This window comes from Microbulbifer sp. SE14 (genome assembly GCF_059834885.1).
Genome location: NZ_JCBAJA010000005.1, coordinates 131434 through 143911 on the forward strand (window position 1 = coordinate 131434; position 12478 = coordinate 143911).

Sequence of the window (12478 nt, forward strand, 5' to 3'; positions counted from 1 at the left end):
GATCGGGGGCAATTTTTGTGATTGCCTGCGCGGGCGGGGCGATTGACCCACCCATACACCGGCAATATAGTAGCGGAATAGCCCGGCCTACGCAGTCTGTAGCGTTGCCAGCCGATATCGACGCAAGGAATTATGGATAAGCTGCAAGCGTTAGAAAGCACTGTGGATTCCCTGATCGCCCGCTGTCAGCAGTTGGCCGAGGACAACCGCGAGCTGCGTCGGCTGGAAGCCGACTGGCAGCGCGAGCGCCAGCGCCTGGTAAAAAACAATGAGGCCGCCCGCTCGCGGGTCGAAGCCATGATCAACCGCCTCAAGGGGCTAGCGCAAGATTCCTGATGGGTGACTCAGCACCGAAAACCGTAACCGTCTCCATCCTCGACAAGGAGTACCGCGTCGCCTGTGCGGAAGACGAGCGCGCCGAACTGCAGGCCTCCGCGCGCCTGCTGCACGAGCGCATGTCGCGCATCCGCGCCAGCGGATCGGTGATCGGCCTGGAGCGCATCGCGGTGATGGCGGCGTTGAACATCGCCCACGAGCTGATCCAGGCCAAGGCCGAACTCACCCGCGTACCGCTGGAACAGGAAATGCTCGACCGGCTGCAGGAAAAGGTCCAGTCCGCGCTGGGCAAAATGGACGTGAACGACGCTTGACAATTCGCCCATCCAAATTTTTCCGCCAACAAGCCGTTTAGCCTTTTTTCGCCCACCGCGTTATAATTTGTCTGCCCTGGGGTGTTGGCCAGTAGACTATGTCCTCGAGCCGATACTTTTACCCCGGTGGTTTCCAGCGGATGCTGGTGTGCAGGTCCGCCGCGCAGCGGAAAGCCTTATGTATCCCGGAGGCCGCCACCTTGAACTTAACGGTTCAAGGCTACGTCTTCAGCCGCACACTCGGGGTTCCTAATTTTTCTCCAATCCCCCCAAAATGACCGAAAGCAAAGCCCGATCTGAGAAGGCTCAGCTGCGCCGCCGCATGCGCGCGGCCAGACGCGCGCTCAGCCTGTACCAGCAGCGCCTTCACGGTCGCGCCGCCGCCATCCACCTGAGCCGCAGCCCGCGTATGCGGCGCGCCAGGCATATCGGCATCTACTGGCCGATGGACGGGGAACTGGATATCCGCTGGCTGCTGAAGCGCTTCACCGACAAGCACTTCTACCTGCCGGTATTGCCGGCGGAGCCACACCCGCACCTGCGCTTTCGCCGCTGGCACGGCGCTCCGCTCAGCTACCGCAACCGCTTCCGCATTCCGGAGCCGCTGCGCGGCCACAGCCAGCCGCCGCAGCGGCTGGACCTGGTTCTGGTGCCGCTGGTGGCCTTCGACCCCAGTGGCGCCCGCTTGGGTATGGGGGCCGGCTTCTACGACCGCACCTTCGCCTTCAAGCGACTGCTGCCCGGCGCCGGCCCAGCGCTGATCGGCGCGGCCCACCAGCTGCAGTGCGTACCCGAGCTGCCGACGGACAGCTGGGATATCCCACTGGATGCAGTGGTCACCGAGGAGCGGCTCTACCGCTGCCGGTGACAGTGATCGGTGGTCGGTGGTCGGTGGTCGGTGGTCGGTGGTCGGTGGTCGAGTGTAGGTTGGGCTGAGCTCCGCGAAGCCCAACATAAGGAATCCGGGTTCCGGATGGCACCAACAGAAAAGGCCGAACGCGGGGGCGTTCGGCCTTTTCTGTTTGCTTGCGGGCTAGCGCGTCACCACGCCTTGCTGCAGAGCCGCCGGCGGTTCCGGATCCGAGGCGAAGACCTCGGTCAGACCGGTGCTGCTCAACAGTACGCCCGCGACAAAGACAACCACAGCGATTGTCAGTGCGTCGGGTTTCATGGGGACCATCCTGTAAGATCGGCTGTTTTTGTGTGCCTTGTTATCAGCGTTTCACCCCGCGTTAGACTCGCTTCAACGCAGAAGTTCCACAGCTGAGAAGATACTTTAAGAACGGTGAAATAGTAACCGACCGGCGGGTGTTTTTTGTGATTTTTGTCGCATTTTTGCGCAAAAAAGTTAGACAGGGCCGCCGCCCTGGTCTACGTGGCGGCGCCCTGTCCGCTCAGAACCTGTTTGGAATCTCGCAAGAAGCCATCAGTGCTGGGTGGGGGACCGCTTTCCGGGACTGTTGGCGAGAGGGACCTCGCCGACAAGCCTCCAGGGATGGATTTAGGGCGGGCGCCTAGCCCGTGTCCCGGAAAGCGGTACCCCACCCAGCTCCGGCACGGAGGCCGTTTTTTGAAGATCTCAAACAGGTTCTCAGGCTCAACTGCCTGACTTCTCCTCTCCAAGGCGGTCAACTGGCGAGGAAGAAGCGGTAGGCGGGGTTGTCCGTCTCGTCCCAGAAGGGGAACTGCAGCTGGTCCAGCAGCTCCCTGAGCTGCTCCCGCTCCCCCGGCGCTACCTGCAGTCCGGCCAGCACCCGGCCGTAGGCGGCGCCGTGGTTGCGGTAGTGGAACAGGGTGATATTCCAGCGCCCGGCCAGTTGCTCCAGGAACTTGCGCAGCGCCCCGGGGCGCTCGGGAAACTCGAAGCGGTAGACGACTTCGTCGGTCAGGCCCGGCGCCCGCCCGCCCACCAGGTGGCGGATATGCAGCTTGGCCATCTCGTTGTCGGTCAGGTCGGTTACCCGGTAGCCGCCGGACTGCAGCTTCTCCACCAACTGGCGGCGGTCCGCGTCCGCGGCCACCTGTAACCCAACGAAGATATGCGCCTCGCCGCTGTTGGCGAAACGATAGTTGAATTCAGTGATGGACCGATCGCCCAGGTCGCGGCAGAACTGCAGGTAGCTGCCGGCGCGCTCGGGGATGGTCACCGCCAGCACCGCCTCGCGCTTCTCGCCGATTTCGGTGCGCTCGCTGATATAGCGCAGCCGGTCGAAATTGGTGTTGGCGCCGCTGCACACGGTGGCCAGGGCCGCATTGCGGCTGCCGCCCTGCTCTATGTACTTCTTCAGTCCCGCCAGGCCCACGGCACCGGCGGGCTCGGCGATGGAGCGGGTGTCCTCGAAGATGTCCTTGATCGCCGCGCAGATCTCGTCGGTGGTCACGGTGATGACGCCGTCCACCGTTTCCCGCAGCACGCGGAAGGTCTCCTCGCCGATCTGCGCCACGGCGACGCCGTCGGCGAAGAGCCCCACCTGGGGCAGGCGCACCCGCTCGCCGGCATCCAGTGCCGCCTTCAGGCAGGCGGCGTCCTCCGGCTCCACCGCGTAGACCTTCACCTCCGGGCGCACGTACTTGATGTAGGCGGCCATGCCCGCGGCCAGGCCGCCGCCGCCCACCGGAATGAACACCGCATCCAGGTTGCCGGAGTGCTGGCGCAACAGCTCCATGGCCACGGTGCCCTGGCCGGCGATCACATCGGGATCGTCGTAGGGATGCACGAAGGTCAGGCCGCGCTCCACCACCAGCTCGCGCGCGCGCGCCGCGGCCTCGTCGAAGGTGTCGCCGTGCAGTACCACCTCGGCACCGCGCATGCGCACCGCATTGACCTTGATTTGCGGCGTGGTCTTCGGCATTACGATGGTGGCGCGCACCCCCAACTGCGCCGCGCCCAGCGCCAGACCCTGGGCGTGGTTGCCGGCGGAGGCTGCGATAACGCCGTGAGCGCGCTGTTCGGCGGGCAGTTGCAACAGCTTGTTGTAGGCACCGCGCACCTTGAAGGAGAAGACCGGCTGCAGGTCCTCGCGCTTCAACAGAATACGGTTGTTGAAGCGGTGCGACAGCTGGCGCATCGGCTCCAGCGGCGTCTCGGTGGCGACATCGTAGATGCGCGCGTCTAAAATGCGCTTGATATAGGACTTGGGCATGGGATTCGGCGGCCGTAGCGGTAAAAAACAGCGGTTCAACTCTGTGTGCGACAGCTCTCAGTATGCACCCTGGCAGGGCTGCGTGAGGCGCGACACCGGCAAGCCAGTCTAATCCTCCGCCAGCATCTTTACCACCGGAAAGGCGCCTTCGCGAGAAATTTTCTCTCCGCAAGGGCGATAATGCACAAATAATTGCACAGGAAACCAGCCACAGCATGACTCAGGACGAACTCAAGAAGGCCACGGCCCGCGCCGCGGTGGATTACATCGCCCCCAAACTGGAAGCGGACTCCATCGTCGGCGTCGGCACCGGCTCCACCGCCAACTTCTTTATCGACTATCTGGCGGAGATCAAGGGCCAGTTCGACGGCACCGTGGCCAGTTCGGAGGCCTCCGCCGAGCGGCTCAAATCCCACGGCATCCCGGTCTACGACCTGAACAGCGTCGACGGCATCCAGTGCTATGTGGACGGCGCCGACGAGGCCAACCCGGCGCTGCAGCTTATCAAGGGTGGCGGCGCGGCACTGACCAGGGAGAAGATAGTCGCCGCTTGTTCCGATGAATTCGTCTGCATCGCCGATGAGAGCAAGTGGGTGCCGATTCTCGGCGACTTCCCGCTGCCGGTGGAGGTGATCCCGATGGCGCGCTCGTTGGTGGCGCGTGAGCTGGTCAAGCTGGGCGGCGACCCGGTCTACCGCCAGGGGGTGACCACCGACAATGGCAATATCATCCTCGATGTGCACAATCTGAAGATCACAGAGCCGAAGGCCCTGGAAGAGGCGATCAACAATATCACCGGCGTGGTCACCAACGGTATCTTCGCCCGGCGCCCGGCAGACATCCTGCTGCTGGGCACCACTTCCGGGGTTAAGACCTTTACCGCCGAATAAGTCAAATAAACTGTATCGCCATGTGGAAAAGCAATAACAAACGGAATTTCGCCTCCCTGTCCCTCGCTGTTGCGGCGCTGACCGCGGGCTGCGCCACCAGTCCGCCGAGCAATCCCGACGATATCTGCTCCATCTTCCGCGAGAAGAAGGGCTGGTACGGCGAGGCCAAGGACGCCGAGGAGAAGTGGGGCTCACCGGTGGCCACCATGATGGCGATACTGCACCAGGAATCCCGCTTCGTGCACGACGCGCGCCCGCCGCGCACCAAGATCCTCGGCTTTATCCCCGGCCCCCGCCCCTCGGACGCCTACGGCTACCCGCAGGCGCTGGGCACCACCTGGCGCGGTTACCAGCGCTCCACCTTCAACTACGGCGCCGACCGTGACGACTTCGGCGATGCCATCGACTTCGTCGGCTGGTACAACAACACCAGCGCGCGCCAGTGCCGCATCAAGCCCGACGATACCTATCACCTCTATCTCGCCTATCACGAGGGACAGGGTGGCTTTAACCGGCGCACTTTTAGAAACAAGGCCTGGCTGAAAAAGGTCTCCCACAAGGTGTCCGCCCGCGCCCAGAGCTACCAGCGCCAGCTGAACAGCTGCGAGGGTTCGCTGAAGCGGCGCAAGAAGTTTCTCGGCCTGTTTTAATTTTCCAATGTGCAGCCGATAAAAATTCATACGGCTGGCGGCAAATAGCCCAACACTGCGGCAAAACTGTCTACCCTCTGCTGACAACACCTCACTTTTGCATCGGCAAAAGACTGACGTTGTAGCCCCCCAAATGTGACGCTGGGCGCTCCTCGCCGAAGCAAAAGCGTCCCCTGACTTTTTCGAGGTGCTCGATGAAAACACCCGCTATTTTTCTCGCCGCTCTCGCACTGCTCGCGGCGCTGCCATTCGCCCAGGCACAGAGTGACGCCGCGCAGGTCACCGCGCAGAAGGTTGCGTACAGTGATCCGCAGCTACAGCAGTTTGCCGATGCCTACCGGGCCATAGTCCTGCTGAGCCGCGAGTATGCCCCCAAGGTCAAGGCTGCGGCGGATATCGAGGAGGCCGAGGCGCTCAATCGGGAGGCGCAGGGGAAGATGATCGCGGCCATAGAAGAGACGGGACTGACAAAAGACCAGTACCAGCAGATAGCGACAAGCCTCAAGTCTGACCCGACCCTGGTAGAGAGGGTCAACAAAATACTGCAGCAGGGGCAGCCGCAAGAATAAATTGAGAACTGCCGCGGCCGGAAAGCGCCGCGGCAAATGCCGTCAGTTGCAGCTGGACGGCCCTATATCCACCCACACACTGGCCGTTCCCGGCTCGTCGCCGCGGGTCCACCATTGGGCGCGGTAGCGCCGGCCCTCGTGGTTCACCTCGTCGCCGCCGTTATAGGTGGAATCCGCACTCCAAGGCACCTCCACATCGCTGATCAGCGTCCACTCGGGCGCGGAGAATCCGGGCTCGTTGCCCTGGGTCCAGTAGTTGGCCTGCCACACCAGTTGGCTGTGGCTCACCTGGTCGCCTCCCGTATAGACGGTGCCGCTGTTCCAGGCCGGGTAGTTGCCCGCGTCGGGATCCACCATTTCGCAGCCGCCGCTGGCGGTATCCTCGACGGTCACCGCCACTTCGGCGTAGGTGGTGTCGATACCGTCGCTGACCGCCACTGTCACCGTGTAGCCGGTGTCCCCGTCCACCTGGGGTGCGACCAGGCTGGCGATGGCGCCGCTGCCGTCCACCAGGGTCAGGCCGGGTGCCGTCCACTGGTAGCTCAGCGGATCGCCATCCGGATCGCTGGCGTCGGCGGCGAGCTCGAAGCTCTCGCCTTCGGTGACGGCCGCAGTGGCAGGTACCGAGACCAGCGGCGCCCGGTTGCCGCCGGTACCTTCGAGCAACACATCGGCGGCCGCATGCAGGTCCGGGTGGGTGCCGATGGTGGTGTCGTCGCCGTTCTGCATCGGGTAGCCGGTCAAGACCACCAGGTCGCGCATCTCGCCGGTTCCCAGCGCGCCCAGGCCCGCGGCGCGGGCGACGCCCTGCAGGCTGGCCACGGCGCCGGCGACTATCGGGTTGGCGGACGAGGTGCCGCTGAAAGTGGCGGTGTACTCGGCGTTGGGCTCGTTGTAGAGGCTGCCGTAGCCGGTGGTGGTCACATTCCAGCCCCAGGAGAACACATTCACCCGCGATCCGTAGTTGCTGAAGCTGGCCCGCAGGCCGGTGGCCGGATCCGCCGCGCCCACCAGGAAGCTGCCGGAGTCCCGCAGGGCCGGATCGAAGCGGCCGTTGAAGTGGCTGTGGTCCAGGTTGATATTGCCGTTGCCGGCCGCCGCCACCACATGCACCCCCAGCTCCTGGGTGATATAGCGCACCGCGTCGTAGGGGCCGTCGTAGTAGTCCAGCGGCACATAACAGCTGCTGCCGCAGCCGAGGTACTGGTCCAGGCTGTCGTTGCGGTAGTGAATACCCACCTGCATCACGCTGCCCGGCGGCAGCTGCTCCGCGGCCTGGATCATGCGGTCCACACCGTACTTGGCATAGCCCAGGCGCGCGCCGTGGGCGATGCCGGTGGTGCCGAAGCCGTTGTCCAGGGAAGCGATGATGCCGGCGCTGGCGGTGTCGTGGCCGTCGATCACATAGTCCCCCACCACCATAAACGGCTGCGGCAGGTCGATGTGGTTGTTGTTGAAGGCGCCTATCTCGTTGCTGACCACATCCACGCCGCTGCCGTCGCCACCGGGCAAGGTCCAGGCGTAGTGGGCGTCCACACCGCCGAGTATGTAGCTGTCGTTCGGGTTGCCCTCGCGGCTGTACAGGTAGCCCTGCCGGTTGGAGAAATCCGGCACCGCGGCCGGCTCGGCGACCGCGGCCGGCTCCGGTTCGGGCTCGAAGTACACCAGTTCGACGTCGGCATTGCCGGAGAGGCTGGAGATCAGGTTGTCGATCTGCGCCCGACCAGCGCCCTCGGGCACGGGCATCTCGAAATAGCGGTCCAGGCGGAAGCGGTGGTAGGCCCGGCTGCGATCGATGCCACGCGATGCCGGCGAGGCGCGGCCGGCGCGCAGCGGGAAGCGGGCCTTCAGTTTGCCGTTGCCGCGCAGCTGGCCGGCCCGCTGGGCGTAGCTCAACTCGACATAGGGATGGGCCACTTCCTTGAAACGCACCACCAGCTTGCCATCGGCTGCCCAGGCGCCGCCGGACGCCAGCCCGACAGACACCGACAGCGCTGTCATTTTTAGGTACTTATTTTTCATGTTTTTGTCTCCCGTGGGAATCAGTTATCGCGGGTGGCGAAACCTCGTGCCGCAGGGGAGACTATTACAGTGGTATGGAGAAAACCGGCCCATATGCCCAGACTGTGCGCCCGGGCCCAAAAGTGATGTGAAGACGCCCGAAAAGTGAGCGGTTTCATGTCCGGGATATTACAAAGGCGGGAGCTGCAGCGCCGCGCAGATCTCCCGCAGGTGCTTTTCTATCCAGTCCTTGTCGAAGGAGCCCCAGTCCCGCAGCACGTAATAGCCGTCGTTGTTGCGCACCCCCTCCTGCACGAATTCCACCTGGGTCCCGTGTCCCGGCAGTCCCTTGGCGATGATGTCCTGCACCGTGCGCCGCGGCCAGCCGGTGGTCTCCTCCAGCGCCGGGTTGTTGGGCTTGGGCAGGCTTGCGATCAGGTGGGCGATCAGCATGCGCCGGCAGATGGTGGGGTTGAGCTGCTTTTGCAGATCCATTGTCACTGTGTGTCCCGTTTATGCAAGGAACCCCGTTGTAGCACATTGATCGTCCCGAGTCCCGGCAGGCGACAAACCTGCCATCCCTGGCGCGGCTCTGGTGCCTTCGATCCAGCCCCGGCCCCGCCATCCCTGGCGGGTCGCTGAGCCGCGCACAGCGCGATGCGCTGTAATCGCGCGGCTCAGCCCTGACTTTCGCGGCCGCTTTGCGCATAATCCGGGTTCCACATCAGCGGACACACGCTGCGAGCACAATAAGTAGAGGGCTGAGACAGTGGAAAGCGATGATCTGGAAAATGAGCTGGAAAACGGGGCGCCCAAGCTCCGCGATACGGACCCCGGCATACTCGCCGCGGCGGTGCGCGCCCAACTGGCCGGCGCCCGGGCCGCAGGCCTGGACTGCCGTCAGTTGCTCCTGGACAGCGGTATAGACCCCGCCCAACTGGAAGTCCCCGACAGCCGCATCGGCCGCGAACAGGTGGCCACCCTGCTGTGCCGCGAGTGGGACCTGCTGAACGACGAGTCCGGCGGCTACCTGGCCCGCCCCTGGCAGCGCGGCACCTTCGCGATGATGGGCCACGCCTGCATCAGCTGCCCCAACCTGCGCCGCGCCCTGCTGCGCTCCGGCCGTTTCGTGTCCATGGTCAGCGACGACCTGCAGATCAAGCTGGTGGAGGACGGCGAGGAGGCGCGGCTGACCTTCCACCACGGCAACGACAAACAGCTGCCGAACCAGATCTTCGTCGAATCCATGGCGGTCATCTGGCTGCGCTTCTTCAGCTGGCTGATCGACCGCACCATTCTGCTGGAGCGGGTGCACCTGGCCTTCCCGCCGCCGGACTACAACGAAGACTACAGCGATATGTTCCCCTGCCGGCACTACTTCCACCAGCGTGAGACCTGCCTGGTGTTCAACACCCGCTACCTGCAGATGCCGCTGGTGCGCGACGAACAGCAGCTGGCGGAATTCCTCGCCCGCGCCCCCGAATGCCTGCTGGCCCAGTACAAGTCCGACAACAGCTTCACCGGCCGCATCCGCCGCATGCTCGCTGGCCAGAACTGCATAGAGAACCTGTCCCTGGACGACGTGGCCGCGCGCCTCTACACCTCGCCGCAGACACTGCGCCGGCGCCTGAAGGAAGAGGGCAACAGCTGGCAGGACATCAAGGATTCGGTGCGCCGCGACATGGCCGTCTACCAGCTGAAAAAGCAGGAGACCGCGGTGGCGGAGATCGCCGAGCGCCTCGGCTTCTCTGAGCCCAGCGCCTTCAACCGCGCCTTCAAGAAGTGGACCGGGCTGGCGCCGGGGGCCTATAGGGATAAATACCGCGGTTGATTCGGGGCGGGCGAACACAAGGTTCGCCCAAAAAAAATCCCCGCAGCTGCGGGGATTTTTTTAAATAAGCACAGAGCTATTCGAAAGTCACCACCCGCACACTGATACGGCGGTTCTTCTGCTTGCCCTCCTCGGTGCTCTCGTCGGCAATGGGCTTGGCGGAACCCATGCCGGTGGCGGTCACCCGATTGGCGTCTACCCCCTTTTCCACCAGCATCTGCGTCACCGCGTCGGCGCGCTGCTGGGAGAGCTGCTGGTTCGCCGTCTCGTCACCATTGCCGGAAGTGTGCCCCTCGATGGCGATGGTAACCCCCGGGTTTTCCTGCAGTATCGTCGCCAGTGCATCCACATCCGGCACGGAGGTGCTGGTGACCTCTGCGCTGTCCTCCGCGAATTGAATGGCCAGTGGAAACTCGCGATTTGGGTCGCGCGCGGGGCTGGCGAGGTATTCGCGGAAACTGCTGGCAAAATCCACCGGCTCTTCACTCGTTGGCACTACGGCCGTGTCATCCGGCGGCACCGCTGTCGCATTCGGAGTCTCCTCGATAATCACCGACTCCTCCTCGAGCAGCACCTCACCGGGCTTGTCCTCCATCTGCCCTCTCTTCGCGCACATATTCAGCGCGTAGAGCGCGGCCAGTGCGATCAGTAGCGGCCAGAACCACTTGCCGAAACTGCCGCGCTTGTGCTCCCGCTCTGCCGGCTTGCGCGCGGCCTGGGGTTCGGCGTGTCCGCGGGAAAAGGCGCGGGCACCTTCACCCAGGTGTTCGAAGTTGGTGACACCCAACTCCTGTAGCATATCGCCCGGCAGCTTGTCGCGAATAAACGGTTTCTGCTCCAGCAACAACGAATCCAGGCCACCCATATCCAGGCCCTTGCTTCTCGCCTGTTCTCCCAGCAGCGACACGGTTATCGCAGCGATCACTTTCAGCAGGCGGCTGCCGGTATCCTTGTCCAGGCCGAGCGACGAGGAAAAAGCCTGGGCAATACGATCCAGCTTGTTGCCGAAAATGCTGTCGAGCATCCCGCTGCCGCTGTCCTGCAGCTTGCTCATCCGGTCCGGATCCCTGAAGGCTTCGCTGGCAGAGGACAGGTCCAGCTCGCTGCCGCCGGTAACGATATTGAGCAGGCTGCCGGGGCCGCTGCGATTGGTACCCCTTTTCAACATGCCGGCAATAATCGTGGCCATTCCCGCATTGACGGCGGACTCCCCCTTTCCCTCCGGAATTCCCAGGGCACTGTCGAGCGCGCTCAAACCGGAAGAGCCCAGTTGGCGCACCGCCATTTCCAGTAGATTGTCCGCCATGGCAAAGCCTCGTTTACAAACCTCTAAACGTCTCCACTGAGTGTATGGCAGCTAACTCTTCGGATTAGTTTGATTCCGAATAACCATCACTCGGGAACCTAAAATGTCTTTATGGTCACAGGCTGTCGCCGGAGTCACCATCCGTGGTGATTTTCATCATTGCGCCGTCGCCGGGTGCAACTATGGTTATAGCCTTGCAAAAATAAAAGAGGCCCCAACAGTGCCCACAGAAGCCTATATCTACGACGCCATCCGCACGCCCCGGGGCAAAGGCAAGCCCGGCGGTGCCCTTCATGAAGTCAAACCGGTGACACTGCTCGCCGACCTGCTGCGGGAACTGCAGAAACGCGCCCACCTGGATACGCAGAAAGTAGACGACGTGGTCATGGGCTGCGTCACCCCCATCGGCGACCAGGGCGCCGACATCGCCAAGACCGCGGCTTTGGTGGCCGGCTGGGACTGGGATATCGGCGGCGTTACCCTGAACCGCTTCTGCGCCTCCGGTGCCTCGGCGGTGAATCTCGCCGCGGCCAAGGTGCGCTCCGGCTGGGAGCAGTTGGTGGTTGCCGGCGGAGTGGAATCCATGTCGCGAGTGCCCATGGGCTCGGACGGCGGCGCCTGGGCCGCGGACCCGCGCACCGCGCTGGATATCGACTTCGCCCCCCAGGGCATCGGCGCCGACCTGATCGCCACCCTGGGCGGCTTCAGCCGCGAGGATGTGGACGCCTTCGCGCTGGAATCCCAGCGCAAGGCCACCGCCGCCTGGGAGCGCGGCGCCTTCGCCAAATCCATAGTGCCGGTGCGGGACCAGAACGGCCTGCTGATTCTCGACCGCGACCAGCTGGTGCGCCCGGACACTTCGATGGAGGGCCTGGGCCAGCTGAAGCCGTCTTTCGCCGGTATGGGCGAACTGGGCTTCGACAATGTCACCCGCGAGCGCTACCCGCAGGTGGAGCGCATCGACCATGTGCACACCGCCGGCAACTCCTCCGGCATCGTCGACGGCGCCGCCGCGCTGCTGATTGGCAGCGATCAGGCCGGCCGCGACCTCGGCATAGCGCCCCGCGCGCGCATCGTCTCCGCCGCGGTTGTTGGCACCGACCCCACCATCATGCTCACCGGCCCGGCGCCGGCCACGCGCAAGGCCTTAAAGGTCGCCGGCCTGACGGTGCAGGACATCGACCTATACGAGGTCAACGAGGCCTTCGCCGCGGTGGTGATGCGTTTCCAGCGCGAACTGGATATAGACCCGCAGAAAATCAACGTCAACGGCGGCTCCATCGCCATGGGCCACCCGCTGGGTGCCACCGGCGCCATGCTGATCGGCACGGTGCTGGACGAACTGGAAGCGCGCGGGCAGCGCTACGGACTGGTCACCCTCTGCGTCGGCGGCGGCATGGGTGTGGCGACCATTATCGAGCGACTCGGTTAACGGGGT

13 protein-coding genes and 1 other RNA gene are annotated in these 12478 nt (G+C 64.0%); 9 read left to right on the forward strand and 5 right to left on the reverse strand.

Annotated elements, in window-relative coordinates; translation table 11 throughout:
- The first annotated feature begins 132 nt into the window (after positions 1 to 132).
- From AC6R19_RS05585 to AC6R19_RS05600, 4 genes are all read left to right on the forward strand, one after another.
- Positions 133 to 336 carry a TIGR02449 family protein gene (locus tag AC6R19_RS05585; protein ID WP_500578724.1) on the forward strand — a complete coding sequence of 68 codons (204 nt, stop codon included), beginning with the start codon at positions 133 to 135 and terminating at the stop codon, positions 334 to 336.
- Positions 336 to 650 carry a cell division protein ZapA gene (locus AC6R19_RS05590; RefSeq protein ID WP_500578726.1) on the forward strand — a complete coding sequence of 105 codons (315 nt, stop codon included), beginning with the start codon at positions 336 to 338 and terminating at the stop codon, positions 648 to 650. The genes AC6R19_RS05585 and AC6R19_RS05590 overlap by 1 nt, the downstream gene beginning before the upstream one ends.
- 70 nt (positions 651 to 720) lie before the next feature.
- Positions 721 to 901: non-coding RNA, 6S RNA (gene ssrS / locus AC6R19_RS05595), on the forward strand.
- 23 nt (positions 902 to 924) lie between these two features.
- On the forward strand, positions 925 to 1518 hold the full coding sequence (locus AC6R19_RS05600; protein ID WP_500578727.1) for a 5-formyltetrahydrofolate cyclo-ligase: 594 nt from the start codon (positions 925 to 927) through the stop codon (positions 1516 to 1518).
- A gap of 165 nt (positions 1519 to 1683) precedes the next feature.
- Here AC6R19_RS05600 and AC6R19_RS05605 read toward each other — a convergent pair whose 3' ends face one another.
- Together AC6R19_RS05605 and ilvA are read right to left on the reverse strand one after the other, a co-directional pair.
- Positions 1684 to 1821 carry a hypothetical protein gene (locus AC6R19_RS05605; protein WP_193189208.1) on the reverse strand — a complete coding sequence of 46 codons (138 nt, stop codon included), beginning with the start codon at positions 1819 to 1821 and terminating at the stop codon, positions 1684 to 1686.
- 457 nt (positions 1822 to 2278) lie between these two features.
- On the reverse strand, positions 2279 to 3793 hold the full coding sequence (gene ilvA / locus AC6R19_RS05610; protein WP_500578729.1) for a threonine ammonia-lyase, biosynthetic: 1515 nt from the start codon (positions 3791 to 3793) through the stop codon (positions 2279 to 2281).
- A gap of 215 nt (positions 3794 to 4008) precedes the next feature.
- Between ilvA and rpiA the strand changes: the two genes are divergently transcribed.
- The 3 genes from rpiA (at position 4009) to AC6R19_RS05625 (ending at position 5902) form a co-directional block, all read left to right on the forward strand.
- Positions 4009 to 4683, forward strand: a complete 675-nt coding sequence (gene rpiA / locus AC6R19_RS05615; protein WP_500578730.1) for a ribose-5-phosphate isomerase RpiA — start codon at positions 4009 to 4011, stop codon at positions 4681 to 4683.
- A 20-nt stretch (positions 4684 to 4703) separates the two neighbouring features.
- A complete protein-coding gene (locus tag AC6R19_RS05620) occupies positions 4704 to 5333 on the forward strand; it encodes a transglycosylase SLT domain-containing protein (RefSeq protein ID WP_500578731.1) in 630 nt (209 codons plus the stop codon).
- Between the two features lie 194 nt (positions 5334 to 5527).
- Positions 5528 to 5902: a DUF4168 domain-containing protein gene (locus AC6R19_RS05625; RefSeq protein WP_500578733.1), complete on the forward strand. Its 375-nt coding sequence runs from the start codon at positions 5528 to 5530 to the stop codon at positions 5900 to 5902.
- A gap of 42 nt (positions 5903 to 5944) precedes the next feature.
- On the opposite strand, the gene AC6R19_RS05630 is transcribed toward AC6R19_RS05625, so the two are convergent.
- Complete coding sequence (locus tag AC6R19_RS05630; protein ID WP_500578735.1) at positions 5945 to 7924, reverse strand: S8 family peptidase; 1980 nt, start codon at positions 7922 to 7924, stop codon at positions 5945 to 5947.
- A gap of 168 nt (positions 7925 to 8092) precedes the next feature.
- A complete protein-coding gene (locus AC6R19_RS05635) occupies positions 8093 to 8398 on the reverse strand; it encodes a helix-turn-helix domain-containing protein (RefSeq protein WP_500578813.1) in 306 nt (101 codons plus the stop codon).
- Positions 8399 to 8672: 274 nt separating this feature from the next.
- On the opposite strand from AC6R19_RS05635, the gene AC6R19_RS05640 reads away from it, so the two are divergent.
- A complete protein-coding gene (locus AC6R19_RS05640; protein ID WP_500578736.1) occupies positions 8673 to 9734 on the forward strand; it encodes an AraC family transcriptional regulator in 1062 nt (353 codons plus the stop codon).
- Positions 9735 to 9810: 76 nt separating this feature from the next.
- Here AC6R19_RS05640 and AC6R19_RS05645 read toward each other — a convergent pair whose 3' ends face one another.
- Entirely contained in the window at positions 9811 to 11040 is a 1230-nt protein-coding gene (locus tag AC6R19_RS05645; protein ID WP_500578737.1) for an OmpA family protein, read from the reverse strand.
- 220 nt (positions 11041 to 11260) lie between these two features.
- On the opposite strand from AC6R19_RS05645, the gene AC6R19_RS05650 reads away from it, so the two are divergent.
- On the forward strand, positions 11261 to 12472 hold the full coding sequence (locus AC6R19_RS05650; protein WP_500578738.1) for an acetyl-CoA C-acetyltransferase: 1212 nt from the start codon (positions 11261 to 11263) through the stop codon (positions 12470 to 12472).
- Positions 12473 to 12478: the final 6 nt, after the last annotated feature.